Annotated in this window: 19 protein-coding genes, 1 tRNA gene and 1 riboswitch; of the genes, 6 read left to right on the top strand and 14 right to left on the bottom strand. The window is 61.5% G+C overall.

Features of this window, described 5'->3' with window-relative positions:
- Positions 1-4: 4 nt before the first annotated feature.
- Positions 5-214, bottom strand: a riboswitch (cobalamin riboswitch).
- Between the two features lie 444 nt (positions 215-658).
- Complete coding sequence (locus tag A9K68_RS15540) at positions 659-1558, bottom strand: MFS transporter (RefSeq protein ID WP_246811385.1); 900 nt, start codon at positions 1556-1558, stop codon at positions 659-661.
- 357 nt (positions 1559-1915) lie between these two features.
- Here A9K68_RS15540 and A9K68_RS15535 point away from each other — a divergent pair, with 357 nt between their 5' ends.
- A complete protein-coding gene (locus tag A9K68_RS15535; protein WP_065012356.1) occupies positions 1916-2920 on the top strand; it encodes a DUF1624 domain-containing protein in 1005 nt (334 codons plus the stop codon).
- On the top strand, positions 2917-3408 hold the full coding sequence (locus A9K68_RS15530) for an isoprenylcysteine carboxylmethyltransferase family protein (RefSeq protein WP_065012285.1): 492 nt from the start codon (positions 2917-2919) through the stop codon (positions 3406-3408). The genes A9K68_RS15535 and A9K68_RS15530 overlap by 4 nt, the downstream gene beginning before the upstream one ends.
- A gap of 46 nt (positions 3409-3454) precedes the next feature.
- On the opposite strand, the gene A9K68_RS15525 is transcribed toward A9K68_RS15530, so the two are convergent.
- A complete protein-coding gene (locus tag A9K68_RS15525) occupies positions 3455-3841 on the bottom strand; it encodes a MerR family DNA-binding transcriptional regulator (protein WP_065012286.1) in 387 nt (128 codons plus the stop codon).
- Between the two features lie 149 nt (positions 3842-3990).
- On the bottom strand, positions 3991-5409 hold the full coding sequence (mgtE, locus tag A9K68_RS15520; RefSeq protein ID WP_029352017.1) for a magnesium transporter: 1419 nt from the start codon (positions 5407-5409) through the stop codon (positions 3991-3993).
- 552 nt (positions 5410-5961) lie between these two features.
- On the opposite strand from mgtE, the gene A9K68_RS15515 reads away from it, so the two are divergent.
- On the top strand, positions 5962-7299 hold the full coding sequence (locus tag A9K68_RS15515) for a glycosyltransferase family 1 protein (RefSeq protein ID WP_065012288.1): 1338 nt from the start codon (positions 5962-5964) through the stop codon (positions 7297-7299).
- Positions 7296-8069: an HAD-IIB family hydrolase gene (locus tag A9K68_RS15510; RefSeq protein WP_065012289.1), complete on the top strand. Its 774-nt coding sequence runs from the start codon at positions 7296-7298 to the stop codon at positions 8067-8069. Before A9K68_RS15515 ends, A9K68_RS15510 begins: the two co-directional genes overlap by 4 nt.
- 22 nt (positions 8070-8091) lie before the next feature.
- On the opposite strand, the gene A9K68_RS15505 is transcribed toward A9K68_RS15510, so the two are convergent.
- Together A9K68_RS15505 and A9K68_RS15500 are read right to left on the bottom strand one after the other, a co-directional pair.
- Positions 8092-9813: a GH32 C-terminal domain-containing protein gene (locus A9K68_RS15505; protein ID WP_065012290.1), complete on the bottom strand. Its 1722-nt coding sequence runs from the start codon at positions 9811-9813 to the stop codon at positions 8092-8094.
- A gap of 247 nt (positions 9814-10060) precedes the next feature.
- Complete coding sequence (locus A9K68_RS15500; RefSeq protein ID WP_246811384.1) at positions 10061-11026, bottom strand: phosphatase PAP2 family protein; 966 nt, start codon at positions 11024-11026, stop codon at positions 10061-10063.
- Positions 11027-11243: 217 nt separating this feature from the next.
- Here A9K68_RS15500 and A9K68_RS15495 point away from each other — a divergent pair, with 217 nt between their 5' ends.
- On the top strand, positions 11244-12173 hold the full coding sequence (locus A9K68_RS15495; RefSeq protein ID WP_065012292.1) for a dihydrodipicolinate synthase family protein: 930 nt from the start codon (positions 11244-11246) through the stop codon (positions 12171-12173).
- Positions 12174-12461: 288 nt separating this feature from the next.
- Here the strand turns inward: A9K68_RS15495 and A9K68_RS15490 are convergent.
- A tRNA-Leu gene (locus tag A9K68_RS15490) sits at positions 12462-12546 on the bottom strand.
- A 180-nt stretch (positions 12547-12726) separates the two neighbouring features.
- Between A9K68_RS15490 and lipB the strand changes: the two genes are divergently transcribed.
- Positions 12727-13470, top strand: coding sequence for a lipoyl(octanoyl) transferase LipB (gene lipB, locus A9K68_RS15485; RefSeq protein ID WP_065012293.1), 744 nt, complete (start codon positions 12727-12729; stop codon positions 13468-13470).
- Positions 13471-13850: 380 nt separating this feature from the next.
- On the opposite strand, the gene A9K68_RS15480 is transcribed toward lipB, so the two are convergent.
- The 8 genes from A9K68_RS15480 to A9K68_RS15445 all read right to left on the bottom strand — a co-directional run bounded on the left by A9K68_RS15480 (position 13851) and on the right by A9K68_RS15445 (position 22120).
- On the bottom strand, positions 13851-14885 hold the full coding sequence (locus tag A9K68_RS15480; RefSeq protein ID WP_065012294.1) for an RNA polymerase subunit sigma-70: 1035 nt from the start codon (positions 14883-14885) through the stop codon (positions 13851-13853).
- 42 nt (positions 14886-14927) lie between these two features.
- The gene (locus tag A9K68_RS15475) at positions 14928-15752 is read right to left on the bottom strand and encodes an SDR family oxidoreductase (RefSeq protein ID WP_246811383.1); all 825 of its coding nucleotides are present in this window, start codon (positions 15750-15752) and stop codon (positions 14928-14930) included.
- Between the two features lie 160 nt (positions 15753-15912).
- Positions 15913-16596, bottom strand: coding sequence for an ABC transporter ATP-binding protein (locus tag A9K68_RS15470; protein ID WP_065012296.1), 684 nt, complete (start codon positions 16594-16596; stop codon positions 15913-15915).
- Positions 16593-17879, bottom strand: a complete 1287-nt coding sequence (locus A9K68_RS15465; RefSeq protein WP_065012297.1) for a lipoprotein-releasing ABC transporter permease subunit — start codon at positions 17877-17879, stop codon at positions 16593-16595. Before A9K68_RS15465 ends, A9K68_RS15470 begins: the two co-directional genes overlap by 4 nt.
- Positions 17876-19204 carry a proline--tRNA ligase gene (gene proS / locus A9K68_RS15460; protein WP_065012357.1) on the bottom strand — a complete coding sequence of 443 codons (1329 nt, stop codon included), beginning with the start codon at positions 19202-19204 and terminating at the stop codon, positions 17876-17878. The genes A9K68_RS15465 and proS overlap by 4 nt, the downstream gene beginning before the upstream one ends.
- Positions 19205-19748: 544 nt before the next feature.
- A complete protein-coding gene (locus tag A9K68_RS15455) occupies positions 19749-20033 on the bottom strand; it encodes a DUF1467 family protein (protein WP_065012298.1) in 285 nt (94 codons plus the stop codon).
- Complete coding sequence (mce, locus tag A9K68_RS15450) at positions 20030-20434, bottom strand: methylmalonyl-CoA epimerase (RefSeq protein WP_029352037.1); 405 nt, start codon at positions 20432-20434, stop codon at positions 20030-20032. Before mce ends, A9K68_RS15455 begins: the two co-directional genes overlap by 4 nt.
- Before the next feature lie 15 nt (positions 20435-20449).
- Positions 20450-22120, bottom strand: a complete 1671-nt coding sequence (locus tag A9K68_RS15445; protein WP_065012358.1) for a ribonuclease J — start codon at positions 22118-22120, stop codon at positions 20450-20452.
- Positions 22121-22180: the final 60 nt, after the last annotated feature.

Genomic DNA, 22180 nt, shown 5'->3' with positions numbered 1-22180 from the left:
AGAAGTCAGTTTTCCTGTCGCCGGCAGGTCTCCTGGCTCGCGGATCAACGCCCTTCCCCACCTTCCCGAAGAAACTCTTCAGTGGCATATGGAGAGGACTAACCGCACACAGTTGCGGGGGCAGCCACGGCATTGGGCCAACAATTCGCCCTCACCGCATTCCCTTTAGGGCGCCGTGCGTCCGAATGGACGCACAAGGACGCTCTAACACTTAGACTCTGCGCATGACCTTTCCGAAACCGATTCCGGTTTCGGGATCATGCGCGGCTCCAAACGGAACCGACGACAGCTGCGACTATAGGCAGAATCGTCGCGTCCGGCAAACCAAATTCCGCCAGCCACCAGCGCGAATGCGCCTCTCGGCGGGCCAGCCAGCCCGTCGCCGCGATTGGTGCCGCTCGGCTCGGAGCAGACCGAACTGACCGCCGAATGGCTTTTTTCCCCCGAAGCTCGCCGATCCAACGGCTAATATCGACAACATCGTCGCTTTCGGCAGGCAGGTGCTGGAGGAGGACGCTGATATCTGCGAGATCAACCAGAAAGGCCTGCGCTCGATGCGCCACAAGGCCGCATGCTGATGCCCGAGGAATATGAATTGCATCGCTTCCACAACTGGGTGCGCGAGCGGCATACAACGCTTTCACCAAAATTCTGACGATCAAAGCGACTTCGGCAGATACCGCCAGGTGACAAAACCGCAGCCCGCCGCCAGCAGGCCGAGCGTGGCGAACACCGAGCCCAGCCCGAAAAACGCCAGCACCACCGAATAGACCAACGGCGGTGTCAGCTCGGAAAAGTCGAGATAGGTGCGATAGACCGCCGCCATCTCAGCCCTTTCATAGAACCGCACCGAGCGCATGAAGGCGGTCGAGCCCAACGCGTCGAGAGCGATGGCGAAGAGCGCGCCGCACAGCAGCAAGGCGCCGGTAAGAAACGGCACGGATTCGCCGACGGCGCCTGCCGCCAGCAGCATGGCCGACAGGGCGAAATAGGCTGATGTCATGGTTCGCCGGCCGCCGAAACGCTGTCCCACTCTGCCCCAGAAGATGGCCGTGAACAACAGCGCATTGCCCGCTGAGACCAGCAGGCCGCCAGCGAGCTCGCCCTCTCCTGTGATCACCATGAACAAAGGCCCGTAGACGAAAAATGTCGTCCAGAAGCAGGAGCGGCCGAAGGCGATCAGCCAGGCCAGCCTGAGACGCGGCTGCGGGACGAAGCGGCCGATATTGGCGAGCGGATTGGCCGGCCGCGTCTTGCCAGGGCGGATCGACTGATCGTCGCCGAGCCGGTTGGTCCAGAACAGCGCCAGCAGGGCCATGGCGAAGATGGCGACCGCGCCATGCGCGGCATAGATGCCAAAACGCGTGTAGAGGAAGATGCCGAGTGTCGGCCCGCTTGTCCAGGCGAGCATCGACCACGCCATGCGCAGCGATTCGGCCTGCATGAAATCGGTCTTGCGGATGTGGTCCATAATGTAGAGGCTGAGCGTGATGGACAACGCGCTGGCGCCCATCACGCGGCAAAGCATGCCCACCAACTGCCGCACATGGGTAGCCATTGCTGTCCCCGAAGCAGAATCGCCCAAAGCAGGACGTGAGCGCCAAATCTGCCGTGGCCATCCTAGGGTCGGTAACAGGAAACCGACCCGTTCACGGCAAAAAGCGAACCGGCCAAAGGCTTTCCGGCGCTGGCCTACCGCATCGGCGCGAAATCGGAATCGATTCTCGGAAAGCACGATGCGTAGATTCAAAGCGTTAGAGCGAACTTTGTGCGTCCAAGTGGACGCACGTCGCTCTAATGCCGGCCTTGATGCGACGCCGGCGCGAACCGGAGCCGAGGCCGTGTGTTGCCGCCTTCTTTTGTCCGGGCCAATCGTGATAGTCGTCTTGCTTTGCTGAATCAGAATTGCGAGACCATGAGCATCGACACGCTGACCGTATCCGTTCAGGATCAACCGAAGCCGAAGCGCATCATCGCCATCGACGTCGCCCGCGGCGTCGCTTTGCTTGCCATGGCGAGTTACCATTTCACCTGGGATCTCGAATTCTTCGGCTACACCGATCCCGGTCTGACCGCCTTCGGCTGGTGGAAATTCTACGCGCGCTGCATCGCTTCGACCTTCCTGTTCCTGGTCGGCGTCAGTCTGTTCCTCGCCCATGGCAAACAGATCCGCTGGAACGGTTTCTGGAAACGCTTCGCCATGGTCGCTGGTGCGGCGCTCGCCATATCGGCTGCCACGAGGCTTGCCACGCCGGACAGTTTCATCTTCTTCGGTATCCTGCACGAGATCGCGCTCGCCAGCCTGCTCGGCCTGGTGTTTCTGCGGCTGCCGGCGCTGCTGACGCTTGTTGTCGCGGCTTTCGTCATCACCGCGCCGCTCTACCTCAGGTCCGAGATCTTCGACCATCCGGCCCTGTGGTGGGTCGGCCTGTCGGCAACCAATCCTCGCTCCAACGATTATGTGCCGCTGTTTCCATGGTTCGGCCCCGTGCTTGTGGGCATCGCGGCGGCAAAACTCGCCTTCACTTCCGGCTTGCTGACGCGGCTGGCGGGCCTGACGCCCGGCCGCTGGACAAATCCGCTGGTCTTTATCGGCCGGCACAGCCTCGCCTTCTATCTGATCCACCAGCCGGTGCTGATCGGCTCGGTCTGGCTGCTTTCGCAAGTGGTGCCGGCACCGGTCGAGACCAGGCAGGTCACCTTCCTGAAAGAATGCCAGACATCGTGCGAGCAATCGCGCGACACGGAGTTCTGCTCCAGCTATTGTGTGTGCATGCTCGATACACTCGAGGGCGAGGCCACGCTTGATCGGCTCTACCGCAACGACCAGGCTGCGGAATGGAAGGCACATCTCAACGAGCTCGCCGGCGCCTGCACTGCCAAAGCCGACAGCACTTTGATGGAGGGAGGAGCACAATGACCGACCATCAACAGAAACCGGGGCAACCTAAACCGGGGTTTATACCTTGGCCGCCGCTGATCTATGTCGCGGCCATCGCCGTCAGCATCGGGCTTGGCTTGCTCTACCCGCTGCCATGGATCGGCGGCCTGCTCGGCGACATCCTGTTCGCGGCCGGCTGGGTGGCATTGTTCGGCGTCGTCGCACTCTGGTTCACGGCGATCCGCACCATGATCCGGGCAAAGACGACGCTCCACCCAAACGCCGTGCCGGACCATCTGGTGACATCAGGCCCCTTTGCTGTCAGCCGCAACCCAATATATCTGGCCAACACACTGCTGCTGATCGGCGTGGCCCTTGTCTCGGGGATCGTATGGTTCCTGCCGCTGGCGATCATCGCCGCCTTCGCAACGCAGAAAATGGCGATTGAGGGCGAGGAAAAAGTGCTGACGACGAAATTCGGCAAGAAATACCGGGACTACGCGAAAAAGGTGCGACGCTGGATTTGAGGCGTGCAGCAAGGTCTTTTCAGAGTAGAATTATCGAAAGGGCCGGTCAGGTGTTGACGCCGAGCTCCACCAATCGCTCGACGCAGGATTCCTCGGCCTGGTCGAGTTCGGCCAAGGTCTCTTCGAGGTCCCGGCGCTTCTGGCGCAGATCCTCGCGCTTTTCCTCAATGCGTTTGATCATCAGGTTGAGCTGACCGACCTCCCCGGGCGGCTCCTTATACATCTGGATGATTTCGCGGATTTCATTGATCGAAAAGCCGAGTCTCTTGCCGCGCATGATCTGGCGGATGAGGTGCCGGTCCGACGGGCGAAACAGCCGCGTACGGCCGCGACGTACCGGCTGCACCAGCCCCTCGTCCTCGTAGAAGCGCAGCGTCCGCGTCGAAATATCGAATTCGCGGGTCAGTTCGGTGATCGAATAATATTCCCGCATCGTCACTCCAAATGCCCAGCCGCGCTGCGAGTTCCAACCATGCGGCCTCGCTATCGTCCAGACGCGCGTCAGAATCGGCCGACAGGCACTTCCAAAATCTCGCATGGCATTTACGTAAAAGTCAATTGAAGGCATAACCGCACGTTCGCTCAGCGCACGCCGAACCACCATGTGGCGAGGCCGAGGAAGGCAAAGAAGCCGACGACGTCGGTGACCGTCGTGACGAAAACCGCCGAGGCCACGGCCGGGTCGATCTTGAACCGGTCGAGCAGCAGCGGGATCAGGATGCCGGCAAGTGCGGCGACGAACATGTTGATGATCATCGCCGCTGCGATGATGCCGCCCAAATTGGGATCGCGGAACCAGGCGGCCGCGACGATGCCGATCAAGATGGCGAAGATGATGCCGTTGATAAAGCCCACCCCCATCTCGCGGCGGATGATGCGGCCGGCATTGTAGATGTCGAGGTCCCTGGTTGCCAGCGCCCGCACCGTGACCGTCATGGTCTGCGAGCCGGCATTGCCGCCCATGCCCGCGACGATCGGCATCAGCACGGCCAGCGCCACGATGTGCTCGATCGTGCGGTCGAACAGGCCGATCACCGAGGCCGCCAGGAACGCCGTCAGCAGGTTGACGAGCAGCCACGGAACCCGCGAGCGCGAGGTCGAAAGAATGCTATCCGACAGCTCTTCGTCGCCGACACCGCCCATGCGCAGCAGATCCTCCTCGGCTTCCTGCTGGATGACGTCGACCACGTCGTCAATGGTCAGCACGCCGACCAGCCGCTCGTTCTCGTCGACGACGGCGGCGGAGAGAAGGTCGTATTGTTCGAATTCGCGCGCCGCCTCTTCCTGGTCCATCGTGGCCGGAATGGCGTGCCTGGTCTCATGCATGACCTCTTCGACCTTGATCGAGCGCTTGGTGCGCAGAATCTGGTCGAGATCGATGGCGCCGAGCAGCTTGAAGCTCGGATCAATGACGAAGATCTGGCTGAAGCGGTCGGGAAGGTTGTTGTCCTCGCGCATGTAGTCGATGGTCTGGCCGATCGTCCAGAACGGCGGCACCGCGACGAACTCCGTCTGCATGCGGCGGCCGGCGGTCTCTTCGGGATAGTCGAGCGAGCGGCGCAGCCTGATCCGCTCGGTGAACGGCAGTTGCGACAGGATCTCGTCCTGGTCTTCCTTTTCGAGATCCTCGAGAATGTAGACCGCGTCGTCGGAATCGAGATCCTGCACCCCCTGGGCAATCTGCGCGTTGGGCAGGCTGTCGACGATGTCGCGGCGGATCGCCTCGTCGACCTCGGTCAGCGCGGAAAAGTCGAAATCGGCGCCCAACAAGTCGACCAGCGCGCGGCGCTGTTCGGGATGAAGCGCCTCGAGCAGATCGCCAAGTTCCGATTGGTGCAGGTCGTCGACTTCACGCTTCAGCGTCAGCGTGTCGCGATCGGCAATCGCTGCACCGATCGCGGCAAGGAACGAAGACAGAATGGCGCCGTCCTCGCCATAAATGTCGGCGTGGCTGTCCTCAGCGGCCCTGGCGCCGGTCGTCTGTTCGTCCTGGCCTTCCACCAGCGCCTCCCGCCATCAGAATTCCGGAAAAGGTGCCTGTCAGGTCTAGAGCATCGGACCCAGAAGTGGAAACCGGTTTTGGGAAAATCCGATGCTGAAACACAAAGATAGAGCGGCGGCACGATTCGACCTGAGGCTCCGCAGCTCTATTGCGCAATGCGCGGGAAAATCAAACGAAATCCACCCTTCCTCACCGGGGAGCGAAGCCACGCGCAACCGGATTGAGGGATCGACGTTGATGCCGCACTCGGCCATCTCCTCAAGGAGGCGTAGGCTCAGCTCCTGAGGCCAGAGACCAACGGGCGCAAAGGACGACAGACCGATCGAAATGGCGGCCTTTGGACACCATAAATCCTCGAACAACCGTCTAACGCTGTTTGAGGCCACTCGGTGACCGAAACATGCAACAGAGCCGGTTCGCCTTACCATCGCGTCAATTGCGCTGACCTGAGCGCGTGCTCGGAATTTGCGGATGGGTGGTGGAATCCCTATAGTTGTGAATTGGCGCACGCTTTCGACTGAGGGCGTGCAGAATCGTAGAGAAGGATACAGATGCCGGACGTCAACTCGGATGCGGCGACACCTCGAATTGCACTCATTTCAACCCACGGCTACGTAGCTGCCAACCCACCACTCGGCGCGGCCGATACCGGCGGACAGGTGGTCTACGTCCTGGAACTTGCCAAAAAGCTGGCCCAATTGGGCTATGCCGTCGATATCTGGACGCGGCGATTTGAAGACCAGCCTCCTATCGATGAAGTGGCAGACGGGGTTCGTGTCCTGCGTGTCGCCTGCGGCGGACCCGATTTTATTCCGAAGGAATACCTCCACCGCCACCTTCTCGAGTGGTGTGAAAACGCGTTGCGCCTGATTCGCAGGGAAAACCTCTCCTACGACTTCATCAACAGTCACTACTGGGATGCGGGCGTGGCGGGGCAGCGACTGTCGGAAGCTCTCAATATCCCGCACATCCATACGCCGCATTCGCTCGGCATATGGAAGCAGCGCCAGATGAAGACGGACTACCCGGACAAGGCCGATACATTCGAGGCCGAGTTCAATTTCACCGAGCGCATAAAGCACGAGACCATCATCTATCGAAGCTGTGCCATGGTGATTGCAACAACGCCGCCGCAGTTGGATATGCTGGTCGAGGACTACAGTCTCGAGCGCGACCGCGTGCACATGATCCCGCCCGGTTACGACGACAACCGGTTCTTCCCCGTCAGCGAGGCGTCTCGCCGGCTGATCCGCCATCGGCTCGGCTTCGAAGGGCGAACGATCCTGGCGCTCGGCCGGCTCGCCACCAACAAGGGCTACGACCTGCTGATCGATGCGTTTTCCGTGGTGGCGCCGCGTGTGCCGGATGCGGTCCTGAGACTTGCTGTCGGCGGCGAGAACATGGACGAGCAGGAACAGAAGATCCTGAACCAGCTCAAGGAACAGGTTGAACAGCTAGGCTTGCAGGATCGTGTCGTCTTCTCTGGATATGTTGCCGACGAGGATCTGGCCGACTCCTATCGGGCGGCGGACATGTTCGTCCTGTCGAGCCGCTACGAGCCGTTCGGCATGACCGCGATCGAGGCAATGGCCTGCGGAACGCCCACCGTGGTTACGATCCATGGCGGCCTCTATCGCGGGATCAGCTATGGCCGGCACGCGCTGTTCGGTGATCCGTTCGACAAGGAAGATCTCGGCATCACCATCGTCAAGCCTATGAAGCACCAGCGCCTCTACGGCCGACTGGGTCGCATGGGCGCGCACAAGGCGCGCAGCCTGTTCACCTGGACAGGTATCGCGCAGCAGCTTGTCAGCCTTGTCGAAGGACGTCCGGTGCTGAAGGCGGTCGACGACCATGATTGGGATGAGCCGTGGAACGACGGCGATTGAAACCGATCGCGCTTCTATCGAGTGACCTCGACGGGACTCTGGCAGGCGACGCGCCGGCGACATCACGCTTCCGTTCCAAATGGGAAGCGCTCGACCCCGAGCACCGGCCGGTTCTCGTCTACAACAGCGGTCGTCTGGCCGACGATATTTTGAACTTCGTCGACGAAGTCGGCCTGCCAGCGCCGGACTACGTGATCGGCGGTGTCGGCACAATGCTCGCCGGTCCGCGGCACACCTCGCGTCTCGCACACTTTACTGATCTGGGGCACTTTACCCAGAGGTTTTCGGAAGGCTGGTCTCTTGAGAAAGTCGATGCGGTGCTCGGATCGCTCGAAGACACCGTTCGCCAACCCGACGGCTATCAACACGCCTTCAAATCGAGTTGGTACCTGCACGAAGCAAGTCCGGAAGCCCTTGCCAGCATCGAGCGCGCTCTGGCCGAGGCCGGCCTGTCAGTGACGATGATCTATTCCAGCGGACGCGATCTCGATATCCTGCCGCGTTCGGCAGACAAGGGCCAGGCGCTGGCCTGGCTCTGCAATGAACTCAGCATCGGCCTGGATGAGGTGGTGGTCGCCGGCGACACCAACAACGATCGCAGTATGTTCGACCTGCCGGGTGCGCGCGGGATTGTCGTCGCCAATGCCCTACCCGAACTGCTTGACATGGCTCGGGACAACCCGCTGATTTACAGCGCAAAAGAACAGTTTGCCTTTGGCGTCGTCGAAGGCCTCGTTCATTGGTCGGTGTTTGACGACGCCCCATCCTAAACTGGAAATATTGATCTCCTTGTCACGGTTTGAGCGCCCATACCGTCGCGTGTAGAACTGCGCCCGTTTCGGCGATGAGACGTGCCGATTGCACCGGCTCAAAACCGCTGATCCGCTTCGTGCCAGCCCAACGACCGTGATCCGCGAAGACCTCGATCGATCCGTAGTCGAGGAATATCCGCAGCCGTCTTGGACGGGCTCCCTTGGCGATATAGTGAGGAGACTGAGCTGCGCCCCCGTCTTCATGACAAATGGCAAGTCCCTCGTCGTCGACGACAACCTCGAGGCGAACAGTTGGATGATGGAGCTTCAGGCGGAAATGGGCACCCGGCTTTTCCAACTCGAACAGGATTTCGACGGAACCGTTGATAAAGCTTACCTGCTCTCCGGCTGCAAGGCGCGTTCGGTCCAGAATATGGCTCCGCAGGCTCTCGGCTGCTCCGATGGGCGGGGTATGCAACTCGCCTGCAGACAAATGGATGTTGCGAGGCAACGTCATGGCTGTGGGGAAATCGATCGCTGGTCCGGTATCGGCCCAGTTGGCAAGCCATCCAATACCGACAATGGCATCACCGTCGACGAAGGCCTGGAAGGCGTAGTTATCCGTCCCGAAGTCCAGTTCCTGTTCGAATTCCTTGGAAAAGGTCTGACCATCGAACCAGCCGACAATGGCCATTGTCAGATTCTTGCGCCGGGTGGACTGGTCCTCACTATTCATCAGGCCGAGAATTAGAACCCAGCGCGTCGCGGGATCGGTCGCAGGCCCGTCGATCGGCAGCAGACAGGGACATTCGATCGCCGTCGTCCGATAGTGTTTCTCGACCAGAAGCTTGCCGATATATGTCCAGCCGGTGGCGGCCGTATGGTCGTGGGTTTCGTAGAGCAGGACAACGCCGCCCTCATCGCTCTGGCTGCCCAGCAGCATTTTCCAACGGCCATCCGGTCCCTTGAAGACGTATGGGTCACGAAAATCGGTGGTCAATCCCTCGTCAAGGGGGCGGTAGGGCAGGATGACGTCGGCATTTCCAGCCGTAATGAGGTCGCTGGAAGTGGCAGTGAGCTGGATCTGCTGTTCCGGGATACGGTCCTGTACCTGCTCGGTGAAAAAGACGCGAATACCCGGGCCATCGGCAAGCGGGATGGCTGAGCCGGAATACGCCCCGCCCCGTTTGTCGGGCCTTGCGGTAAGATCTTCCGACGGGAACAGGAATATGGGCATGTGACGCCATCGCAGATAGTCGGAAGATACGGCGTGCCCCCAGTGCATCGTGTTCCACCGAAGCCCATGGGAATAATGCTGGTAGAAGAGATGTGGGCGACCTCCAAACCGGCCGAATCCGTTTGGATCGTTCATCCAGCCGAACGGCGGGCGAAAATGATAGCTGTCAGGAATGTTCGGCGGGGCATTTCCCGGATTGGTGTGGATAACTGTAATGCCTGTCTCCAGCACGTCGGCCAATGCGAACCAGTAGGCGACCGATACCGAGGTCTGATCCGTGTCGTAGTCGAGTTCGACACTGCCACCGCCGAAGACGTGAAAAATTCTGAATTCATACTCTTCGGCGTTCGTAACGCTCACCTCGCCGAACTTGCCACGGACATTGGAAAAAGACAGCGAGCCCGGAACGTCCGGCTTGGCCGCCTTAAGCCAGATATGGAACGTGGCGTTGACTGGCAGGTCGGCATGCAGGCTTCGAATGGCGTTCCCACCCGCAATCCTTACCTTGAGCTGGCTGTCACTCATAATGGCTCCGTTCCGTGCGGCGTTCCCGGACAGATAGGGGATCAAGCCCGGTTTTCGACCTGGAAATGCGCTGCAGAAGGTTAAAGCTGGATCTTCACTTTAGCAAAGCCATTCCCGGGATCGGCCAAGACCTTCTCTTTTCCATGGTTTGACCTCGCCGTCGCTGTGGGGCGTCTGCAATTGCTGGCGCGGCCAATAAATTAACCAGCGCTGTTGCCCCTGGCTGACATTGTCAGGCGTCGCACACCTAACCTTCTATCGATTGGCGTATCAACTGTGTCTCAATTTGCGCCGGCTGGCGTCCGGTTACCCACCAGATCACCGACACCACAATGATGGAGACGTAGCCGTCAACAGCATAGTGCCATCCGGTATATACCGAACCGTACATTATCAGGGCTGCGAACATCCAACCGAGAACACCGAGCCAGATATTGAGGGAAGAAAGCAGATAGGCATTCAGTGTGGCAAAGGCGACGTGCATGCTTGGCATGGCCGAGATGCCGCCGCCAAGGTCTGGCCGGCCGCTCTGGTAAGCCGTCAGAAGATATGCGGCGGGCTCCCGCACCATGTGGCTATAGTCGAGACCGTCCATGGCGACCTTGAGTCCGCTGAAGCGGTCCTCGCCAACAAACTGGTGGTAGTAGATCGGCCCGACCGACGCCAGCGCCGAGGCCAAGATGGTGCCGAGGATGCATAACGTCAGCGCTGCTGCCCAGAGGTAGCGGATGCGGCCAATCTTGTCCGACCAGAGAGACACGAAAAGCATGGTGCCGAACCATTGGAAAAACCAAATCACCTCATAGCTGTTGAAGACGACGATCGACCACGTATTGCTGTCGAGCCTGTGCGTGAGTTCCCACGGCGCTGTCCCGTGCAGCCATTCATCCAGATCGGCTAACCAGTTGTCCGCATAGAATGGAACGACGGACGGGATGGCCATCTTGTAGGTAGAGTACGCGGTCAAGCTCGCGAAGAAGAACAGCAGAACCAGCAAACAGCTACGCCAGCGGCCTCGAACCAAATCTACGACGTAGCGAGTTGGCTCTGCTCGTCCGTAAATAAGCGCAGCAGAACAGACCCCGCTGAGAAACAAGATCGGAATACCGACGGTGAATTTCTGAGCATAAACCAGAATTAGATGGAAGAAAGACTGCGGACTTAGTGCAGACGCGCCTGCCACGTAAGTTGCCATAAACAAGGCAAGGCCCAACCACCATCTTGTCGATGGACTGTAGTCCCTTACCCCTATAGTTAATGACATACTAATTTACCGAGATGCAAATATGCCATCGATGGCATTATCAATGTGATAGCGAAGCAAGCTTACCATGCGGTTACTTCGCGCCCCGCCCGTCCGGACCAACTGCCGGGTTGGATCGGACCGTCGGTCCTGCGCTATAACTGAAAGCTGAATTTAGGAGAATCTCATGGCCATCGGTCCTGACACCAAAGGTGTCTACACCATTGCCCCGACGCCGTTCGAGGCGGATGGCAAGATCGACTGGGAATCACTTGATTCCATGGTCGATTTCTACGAGCGCTGCGGCGTCGATGGGATGACAATCCTCGGCATCATGGGCGAGGCCCCAAAGCTCGACGCCGGCGAATCGCTCGAGATCGTCAAGCGCATCGTGGCGCGCACCAGGCTGCCGGTCATCGTCGGCGTCTCCGCCCCTGGCTTCGCCGCCATGCGTAGCCTTGCGCGCGCCTCGATCGAGGTTGGCGCGCAAGGCGTGATGATTGCGCCGCCGCCGGCGCTGCGCACCGATGACCAGATCGTCACCTATTTTCGCAACGCATCCGAAGCGGTCGGCGAGGATGTTCCTTTCGTCCTGCAGGACTATCCGCTGACCCTCTCGGTCGTCATGACCCCGGCCGTCATCCGCCGCATCGTCACCGACAATCCGGCCTGCTTCATGCTCAAGCACGAGGACTGGCCGGGCCTGGAGAAGATCAGCGCGCTGCGCGGCTTTCAGAAGGACGGCTCACTGCGGCCGCTGTCCATCCTCACCGGCAATGGCGGCCTCTTTCTCGACTTCGAGATGGAGCGCGGCGCCGACGGCGCGATGACCGGCTATGCCTTCCCCGATATGCTCGTCGACGTGGTGAAATTGTCTGCCGCCGGCGAGCGCGACAAGGCGCACGATCTTTTCGACGCGCACCTGCCCTACCTGCGCTATGAGCAGCAACCCGGTGTGGGACTTGCGGTACGCAAATATGTGATGATGAAGCGCGGTGCCATCGCGTCCGACGCCCAGCGCAAGCCGGGCAGTGCGTTGTCGGCGGCGGCCAGACAAGAAGTCGACTATTTGCTTATGCGGCTGGAAAGTCGCGTCCGCAAACAAGCCCCGAGATAATGCAACCAGCGGACTATTTGCCGCGCATCACATCAATAGATAGCCGCGCGAGCTTGCGTGAAAAGCGCAACTTTTGCCGAGGATTCCCAATGGCCCGCTTCGCGACACGGTTCGGGTCTTTGAAGCAGCTGGCATTTGATGACGGCTCAACCATGCGCTTAGCGCGCGGCATTCCGCGCCCAACCAGCCGCAGGTTCGCACAGTGTTTAAGCTTGCACAAACAGACTTGGGAAGAGCTGTGGTGAAACAGAAAATTGCGTAATAAAATAACAGCTTATTGGATAAAGCTGGTGCGGTCGAGAAGACTCGAACTTCCACGGGTTGCCCCACAGCGACCTCAACGCTGCGCGTCTACCAATTCCGCCACGACCGCACGTGGTAGGAGCCGAAACGAACCGGCTCGCGGCGTGTAGCAAATCGTTTCCGGCGAAACAAGGGCGCGTCGCGCAATAATTGCCCGAGATTCGGCATAACGCTCCAAAGGGGTGGAACGCGCTCGGAACTGGACGTTTCAGCCGATTGCCGCCATATGTGAGGCGACACGAGACACGCCATGACAGAACGTAGCCAGATCGCCACGTCGTTCCTGCCCCTGCCCGGTTCGGCACCGGTCGAATGGCGGATCGAACCCGGCCTCACCGCCTATCCGGATGCGCTTGCCGTCATGGAGGCGCGTGCCGAAGCGATCCGAAGCGGCGCTGCCGGCGAGATGGTCTGGCTGGTCGAGCACCCGCCGCTCTACACCGCTGGCACCAGCGCCCGCATCGATGACCTGATCGAGCCGGACCGTTTTCCGGTATTCGCGGCCGGGCGCGGCGGCGAATACACCTATCATGGGCCGGGCCAGCGCGTCGCTTATGTGATGCTCGACCTGAAGCGGCGGCGCGAGGATGTCCGCGCCTTCGTCGCGGCGCTCGAACAATGGATCATCGGCACGCTCGCCACCTTCAACGTGCGCGGTGAACGGCGCGAGGACCGCGTCGGCGTCTGGGTGGTGCGGCCGGATCGCCCGGTCCGACCCGACGGCTCGCCGGCCGAGGACAAGATCGCCGCCATCGGCATCAGGCTGAGGCGCTGGGTGAGCTTTCACGGCATCGCCATTAATGTCGAGCCGGATCTCAGCCACTTTAGCGGCATCGTGCCGTGCGGTGTGCAGGATCACGGCGTCACCAGCCTAGTCGACCTCGGCCTTCCCTTGGCGATGGCCGACCTCGATCTCGCGCTGAAATCCGCCTTCGAGGACATCTTCGGACCCGCGGCACCTTTGCTTGTCGAAGCGGCCCGCAAGGCCGGCTGACAAAGCAGCACTGAACCACCGAGCTCCGACGGCTGCCCCCACCCCGTGAAGAACGTCAGCGTTTGAGCCACGTCTTTCAGCGCTGCCTCACATCGCTCCGATCCAGATCGCCATGGAAATGAGAAACGTGCTCATGCACACCAGTGACACGACATCCTGAACAAGGTCGGGCATAACACTCTCATGTTTTCAGTATGTTCGTTTTTTGTTCTAATTTTTTTCAAATGTCACCGGCCGCAATCCGAGCGGCCGCGCAATTCCGGCGCTCAGTTCGGCAAGGTTAAGGAAACGTTGAGAGCCCACCGTGACCGCCTGCCGGAAAATGCGGCTCGAGGTCGGCCCGTTGGGGAATGTGAGGTCCAGGCCTTCTAAACATGACACTAGGCCGGCGGCAGGCCGAAGGCCGGAAACAATTTCGGGCCGAGAGGCGGCACATAGACCGTCAGAGCCGCGATTCCGCCGTCAGCGGGCTCGATCACATGCAGGGAATGGGCTCGCCACGCAGGGTCATTGTGGCTGCGGGAATAGACACCGACTGCCGGCTGGGCATTGGCACCTGTTGCCATGGTGCGGAAGCCCGCAAAGTTACCCCAGATGGTCTCGAGGAAACCGCGGATCGCCGCGCGTCCTTGATACCATTCCCGCCAGGGCGGCATGCGATAGGTGGCGTCCTCCCGCAGCAGCTCGATCAGGCTGTCGAGATTGGCGGACTGCCAGGCCTGCATGTAACGTTCGAGCAGCAGGCCTTCTTCCCGGCCGGGCTTCGATCGCCGCATGGGACGTCCCTCTGGATATCGCGCCGCGAGGGTTGCGCGGGCCCGCTGCAATGCGCTGTTGATCGAAGCTGTCGATCCACCCAGCAGTCCCGCCGTCTCGGCAGCCGACCATCCCAGCACGTCGGAAAGCAGTAGAGCGGCGCGCTGCCTGGGTGGCAGGTCCTGGATCGCGGCGAGGAAGGCGAGCTGGACGGCTTCGCGAGTCTCGTAGCGCGCTTCCGGACCCGGCTCACCATCTGTGAGGCCTGGCAGCTCCGCATCCGGGTAAGGCTCCAACCAGGTGACCTCGGCTGCAGGCCCGTCTGTGGCCCGCCCGTGGAAGGCCGGCCGTCCCGGCTGCTGGAGAATGCGACGCGTCCTCGATCTGGCCTTGAGGGCGTTGAGGCAAGAGTTGGTCGCGATCGTGTAGAGCCAACCGCGAATCGAACCCCGCCCGTCGAACTCCGCCCTTGCACGCCAGGCGCGCAGAAACGTGTCCTGGACGAGGTCGTCCGCCTCGTGCAGCGAACCCATCATGCGATAGCAATGGAGCTTAAGTTCCCGGCGATGGGCCGCCGTGAACTGCTCGAAGGCCAGTCGATCCAGGATCGGCTGGCCCGGCTGGCGTATCGGCTTGAGAGGTGCCTGGGCGTCTGTCATGCGGATCCGGCATTTTTGAGTCCGGTTTGCATTACGCGCGCCTCAGCCCGCCGGCGCAAGCCCGCTACCGCTCACTGCGAAGGAACATCCTTGCGGTTTTTGGGTGGCGAGTGCGACCACCGCACGTCCCACTTCGGCCGGCGTTTGCATGTCTAGCATGCCCGCGATGAACTCCATCGGCCGGATGCCCATATAGGCCGAAATGCTCTCGATGCCGGCGTCGCCCACGCCGGTCCCTGGCATGATGCGCATAGGCGCAAGCGCCATGAAGCGCAGGTCGAGGCCGAGCCGATCCGATTCCTTTTGGCTATGACCGGCCAGGAACATCTGCATGCGTTTTGCGCCGGCATAGCCGCCGGAATTCGGTGGCCCCCCGGTCAAGGCTGCGCCACTGGAGATCAGAATGATCCGGGCGCCCGGTTTGAGCGGACGTCGGAGCGCGGCCTTGCAAAACAGGAACGATATCTTGACGTCCGTCTCCCAGTTTGCGGAGAACGCCTTCCAGTTCTGTTCATATAGGGGCGCCGAGGGGGCAAGGGCACCCGCGCAGATCACCAGGGCGTCCGGCTCCAGCGCGGCAAAGACCTCGTCAGGGGCGGACTCGACGGTTGCGTCGACCGCGAACGTCTTCACGCCCGGAGTTTCCCAGGCAAATTGCGCCAGCGCCGACTCGCCGCGGGCGACAGCCATGACCGTCGCTCTCTCGCTGAGGGCGGCTTCTGCGATTGAGCGGCCGACACCACGGCTGCCTCCAACGACGACGAGATTCCGACCTTGTAACAATCTCATGGACCACCTTGCTATCCGGGCCGCTGGACCATCCAGGCGCGCCCATTGATAAGGACAACACAGACGGGCGGAAATCATCGGTGCGACGTCAGAAATCTTCTATGGCGGTCGGCATGGCCCGCGCTAAGCCCCGGTCGGGCGCGGGCGGCGGACAGCGACGCGTCAGGCCTGCCGCCAGCGCGGCGCACATTTGCGACCGCAGCGAAGCCGTCGACAAGGGGAGCGCTGTGCGAGATCCCTAAAGCGGAACAACCTTGCCGTCGGCCAGCGTGACGCGACGGTCCATGCGCGAGGCAAGCTCGTGGTTGTGGGTGGCGATCAGCGCCGCCAAGCCCGACTGCCGGACCAGCGCTCCCAGTGCCTCGAACACATAGGAGGCGGTGACCGGATCGAGATTGCCGGTCGGCTCGTCGGCAAGCAGCACCAGCGGCGCATTGGCGACGGCGCGCGCAATGGCGACGCGCTGCTGCTCGCCGCCGGACAGTTCGGAGGGGCGGTGCTGCGCGCGCTTGCCGATCTGCATGTAGTCGAGCAGTTGCGCCGACCGCTCGGCAGCCTCCTTGCGCGTCAGCCCTTTTATCAGTTGCGGCATCATGATGTTTTCCAGCGCCGTGAACTCCGGCAGCAGGTGATGGAACTGATAGACGAAGCCGACATCGTTACGGCGGATCGCCGTGCGCTCGTCGTCGGAAAGCCGCCCGCAGGCGCGGCCTGCCAGAATCACGTCGCCGGCGTCCGGCCGCTCCAGCAGTCCGGCGGTGTGCAACAGCGTCGATTTGCCGGTTCCCGACGGCGCCACCAGCGCCACGATCTCGCCGCGCTTCAGCGAAAAATCGGCGCCGTTGAGGATGGTGAGCTTGCGCGGCCCCTGGACATAGTGCCGCTCGACGCTCTTCAACTCGATAATGGCCTCGGCAGTCATTCGTACCTCAGCGCTTCGACCGGATCGAGCCTGGCCGCGCGCCATGCCGGAAACAGCGTCGCCAGGAACGACAGCACCAGCGCCATCAGGATCACCGAGATCGTCTCGCTGGCATCCATGCGGGCAGGCAGCTGGCTCAGGAAATAGAGCTCGGGATTGAACAGCCTCTCGCCGGCCAGCCAGGAGAAGAACTGGCGGATTCGCTCGACGTTCAGGCAGATTACAACGCCGAGCAGCACGCCGGCGATGGTGCCCACCACGCCGATCGCCGCGCCCGTCATCAGGAATATGCGCAGGATCGCGCCGCGGGTGGCGCCCATGGTGCGCAGGATGGCGATGTCGTGGCCCTTGTCCTTTACCAGCATGATCAGGCCCGAAATGATGTTGAGCGCTGCAACCAGCACGATCAGCGTCAAGATCATGAACATGACGTTGCGCTCCACTTGCAGCGCATCGAAGAATGTCCTGTTGCGTTCTCGCCAATCGACCATGGTGATCGGCCGCTGCGACGCCTCTTCGATCTTCGGTTTCAGCGCGTCGACATTGTCGGGATTGTCGACATAGATCTCGATCGCCTGAGCTCGGCCATCCATGTTGAAATAGAGCTGTGCTTCCGAAAACGGCATATAGACGATGGAGCTGTCATATTCCGACATGCCGACTTCGAAGATCGCCGTGATCGGGTAACCCTTCATGCGGGGTGTCGTGCCGAGCGGCGTGACATCGCCGTCGGGCGCGATCAGCGTGATCGTGTCGCCGAGCACAAGACCGAGATTGTCGGCCATTCGGCTGCCGATGGCGACGCCCTCGCTTGTGTCGAAGCCGGCGATCGAGCCCTGCTTGATATTGTTGGCGACGATCGAAATTTTAACGAGATCCTCGCCGCGTATGCCGCGAACCAGCGCCCCTGACCCGCCGCCGATATTGCCTTGCGCCAGCACCTGCCCGTCGATCAGCGGAATGGCGTACTGGACGCCGGGCACGCCGTTGATGCGGCTGGCGACCTGCGCATAGTCCTCCAGCGGCATGTCGAGCGGCTGCACGATCAGATGGCCATTGACGCCGAGGATGCGCGTCAGGAGCTCGGCGCGAAACCCGTTCATGACGGCCATCACGACGATCAGCGTGGCGACGCCCAGCATGATGCCGAGGAACGAGATCGAGGCGATGACGGAGATCACCGTCTCCTTGCGGCGCGAGCGCAGATAGCGCCACGCGACCATGCGTTCGAAGACGGAAAAAGGTCCCGCGGCCGGGGGTTTCGCTACTGCCGCTTCGCTCATGCGGCAAAACCGAAGCGCTTCTTCGCGTCTACGATCGGCAGCGTCTCGCGCTCGCCGGTCCTGCGGTTCTTGATTTCGACCTCGCCGGCCGCCACGCCGCGCGGCCCGACAATCACCTGCCACGGCAGGCCGATCAGGTCGGCGGTGGCGAACTTGCCGCCCGGCCGCTGATCGGTGTCGTCGTAGAGCACGTCCTTGCCGACGGCGACAAACGCCGCATGAAGTTCGTCGCAGACGCGGTCGCACTCGGCGTCGCCGGCCTTCATGTTGATCAGGCCGACGTCGAAAGGCGCCACCGCCTCCGGCCAGATGATGCCGTTGTCGTCGTGGCTGGCCTCGATGATCGCCGCGACCAGCCGCGTCGGGCCGATCCCGTAGGAACCCCCGGAGGCAAAATGATCCTTTCCGTCGGGCCCTGTCACCTTGGCGCCCATCGGCTTCGAATATTTGTCGCCGAAATGGAAGATGTGGCCGACCTCGATGCCGCGCGCCGAGACCCGGTCGCTTGTCGCAACCTTCTCCCACGCGGCCTCGTCGTGCATCTCGTCGGTCGCGGCATAGGGCGTCGTCCATGTCTTGACGATCTCGCCGATCTCGGCATCGTTGGAGAAGTCCGTGTCGGCACCCGGCACATCAAGCGCGAGATAGTTGCGATGGCAATAAACCTGGCTCTCGCCGGTGTCGGCCAGGATGATGAATTCGTGGCTGAGGTCGCCGCCGATCGGCCCGGTGTCGGCACGCATCGGGATTGCCTGCAGCCCCATGCGCGTGAACGTCCTGAGATAGGACACGAACATCCTGTTGTAGGCCGCCTTGGCGCCTTCGAAGTCGAGATCGAAGGAATAGGCGTCCTTCATCAGAAACTCGCGCGAGCGCATGACGCCGAAGCGCGGCCGCACCTCGTCGCGGAATTTCCACTGGATGTGATAGAGATTGAGCGGCAGATCCTTATAGGACTTCACGTAGGCGCGGAAAATCTCGGTGACCACCTCCTCGTTGGTCGGACCGTAGAGCATGTCCCGGTCTTGCCGGTCCTTGATGCGCAACATCTCCTTGCCATAGTCGTCATAGCGACCGCTTTCGCGCCACAGCTCGGCGAACTGGATGGTCGGCATCAGGATCTCGAGCGCGCCGGCCCGGTCCTGCTCCTCTCGAATGATCCGGCAGACCTTGTCCAGCACCCTTTTGCCGAACGGCAGCCAGGAAAAACTGCCTTGCCCCTGCTGGCGGATCATGCCGGCGCGTAGCATAAGCCGGTGCGAGACGATTTCGGCCTCGCGCGGATTTTCTTTAAGGATAGGCAGGAAATAGCGCGACAAACGCATGGACTGGTCCGTAAGAGAGAGGATTGCCGCACCGGAATCGGCGCAGCGCAGGCTTGCCTGCCCCGGCTTCATAGCCATTTCATGACGGAATGGAAACCCGCCCATCGGGTGTCGCAAAGGGCACCGCAGTGCCGCATCCGCCTTGCTGGTCGTTTCGCAAGCAACGCCTGCCACACTATTGTGCACTGCAGCACGAGATTGCTTATTTCCAGGCAAAATTCTGCGTGACATTTTCACCCGCCTTGGTCTAATGTGCCCCGATAACCGAGAGGGCGGAAAGAAATCTGCCCTCCTACGCGGTCAAAGTCTTGGGAGGATGCGATCTAGGCGCGGTTACTCGCTGCCGCCGGACACCGGAAACAGATCGGACGCGTTTAAATTGCAAGGCCTCGTGCCTTGCATTTTTTTTGTGCAATCATCTTGTTAGCACGACAAATTGCTAGACCACTTTACCAAGCGCCAGCACAGCGGGTTCGGAACCTGTATCGGCTTCCAGCCCGGATTGGTGCTTGCATGCAAGATGTGACCAGCCGCGCCCGGCGGTCTAATTTTCGGGTTTCTGGCTAAAATCCGGCACGATGTGCGGGATGTCGTCGATGCCGAGGCCGAGCCCCCTCGTAATGCCATAGAAGATGCCAAGAAGAACCATCGTGACGATTGTCGTCCGCAGCACGGCGCGCAGCATATGCGATCCGCGCGGCGCGCTGGGTACAGTGCCCAGCGTCACGTCCTCATCCTCGTCCTGCGTCCTCAGACTGAACGGCAGGATGGCGAACAGCACTACCCACCATGTGATGAAGAACAGGGCGAGAAACGAAACCCAGCTCATGCTTGCTCCAGTTCGACCAGCGTGCCGAAGAAATCCTTGGGATGCAGGAACAGCACCGGCTTGCCATGCGCGCCGATCTTCGGGTCGGCGTCGCCAAGGACGCGGGCGCCGCTGGCCTTGAGATGATCACGCGCGGCAAGAATGTCGTCGACCTCGTAGCAGACATGATGCATGCCGCCCGAGGGGTTCTTCTCGAGGAATGCCGCGATCGGCGAATCCTCGCCGAGCGGCTCCAGCAATTCGATCTTGGTGTTGCCGACATCGACGAACACCACCGTCACGCCATGCTCCGGCAGCGCCTGCGGCGGGCTCACCTGAGCGCCGAGCGTATCGCGATAGGCCGCTGTCGCCGCGGCCAGATCCGGCACAGCAAGCGCGACATGGTTCAGGCGTCCGAGCATAGCGTGCTCCGAAAGTTACCGCGTGACGAACACCGTCACCAGCGGCTTCTTGCCCCACGCTTCATTGGCGGCGCCGCGGACGGCGCGGCGCACTGCCTCCTGCACGAGGTCGAGATCTCTTCGGCGCTGACGGGGGATGGAGTCCACGGCGCCGATTGCCGCATCGATCATTAGGTCTTCCAGGCTCTCGCCGCGGGCGTCGGCCTCGGCGACGCCGATGGCGACCAGATCGGGATCGCCGGCGAGCTCATACTTGTCGTCGAGCACGACATTGACCGCGACATGGCCGGCAAAGGACAGCTTGCGCCGGTCGCGAATGCCCATCGCCTGGTCGGTGCCGATCAGCCTGCCGTCCTTGTAGATACGGCCGAATGGCACCTGGTCGATGATCGTCGCCGCACCGGGATAGAGCCGCAGCATGTCGCCGTCGCGGACCTGCGCCACCTGGCCGATGCCCGACACCGACATCAGCGACCCCTGCGCTACCAGATGCGCCGCCTCGCCATGCACCGGCACGCCGATCTGCGGGCGCACCCATTGATACATCTTGCGCAATTCGCTGCGGCGCGGATGGCCGGAGACGTGCACCAGCGCATCGCCGTCCTCGATGATCTTGATGCCGAGATCGATCAGCCGGTTCTTGATCTCGAGGATACCCTTCTCGTTGCCGGGAATAGTGCGCGAGGAAAACACCACCGTGTCGCCTGCTGTCAGCGACACCGATTTCATCTCCTCGCGCGACAGTTTTGCCAATGCCGCAAGCGGCTCGCCCTGGCTGCCGGTGCAGATGATGACGAGGTTTTCGCGCGGGATGAACCCAAAATCCTCCTCGGCGATGAATTCGGGCAGCCCGTCCATATAGCCGAGCTCGCCGGCAACATCGATGACGCGCTTCAGCGAGCGGCCGAGCACCAGGCACTGGCGGCCGGCGTCGCGTGCCGCCTTGGCAATGGAGACGATGCGCCCGACATTGGAGGAAAAAGTGGTGACCGCGACACGGCCCTTGGCGCTCTGGATGACGCCCTTGAGGCCCTCGCCCACCGCCACTTCCGACGGCGACTCCCCTTCCCGCAGCGCATTGGTGGAATCGCAGATCAGCGCCAGCACGCCGTTGTCGCCATAGGCGCGGAAGCGGGCCTCGTCGGTCATCGGCCCGATCGTCGGCGCCGGATCGATCTTCCAGTCGCCGGTGTGGATGACGGTGCCGGCCGGCGAGGTGATCGCCAGCGACATCGGTTCGGGGATCGAATGCGCGACAGGGATGGCCTCGATCTCGAACGGGCCGACACTGAATTTTTCGCCGGCGCGGTAGATCGTCACCGGGATCTTCGGTGCGCCCTGCTCGCCCTGCCGCTTGGCTTCCAGCAATCCGGCCCCGAACGGCGTCATCCAGACCGGCGCCTTGAGCTTCGGCCATGTATCGAGCAGCGCGCCGTAATGGTCCTCATGCGCGTGCGTAATGATGATGCCGCGCAGATTGGCGACGCTCTCCTCGATGAAGCGCGTGTCGGGCAGCACCAGGTCGACGCCAGGCAGGCTGGCATCGGGAAACGTGACCCCGACATCGACAACGATCCATTCGCGCGCATTGACCGGGCCGTAGCCATAGAGAGCGAAGTTCATGCCGATCTCGCCGACGCCGCCGAGCGGCACGAAGACGAGTTCGGCGTTTTCCGCTGTCGCCATGATCTTTCCTTTCCTGGCGGTCAAGCCAGGCCCTTCAAAACTGGGGCCCGTCAAACCTGA

The organism is Mesorhizobium sp. AA22, from assembly GCF_001672375.2.
Taxonomy (GTDB): Bacteria; Pseudomonadota; Alphaproteobacteria; order Rhizobiales; family Rhizobiaceae; genus Mesorhizobium; species Mesorhizobium wenxiniae.
This window is presented reverse-complemented; position numbering and strand designations above follow the sequence as displayed.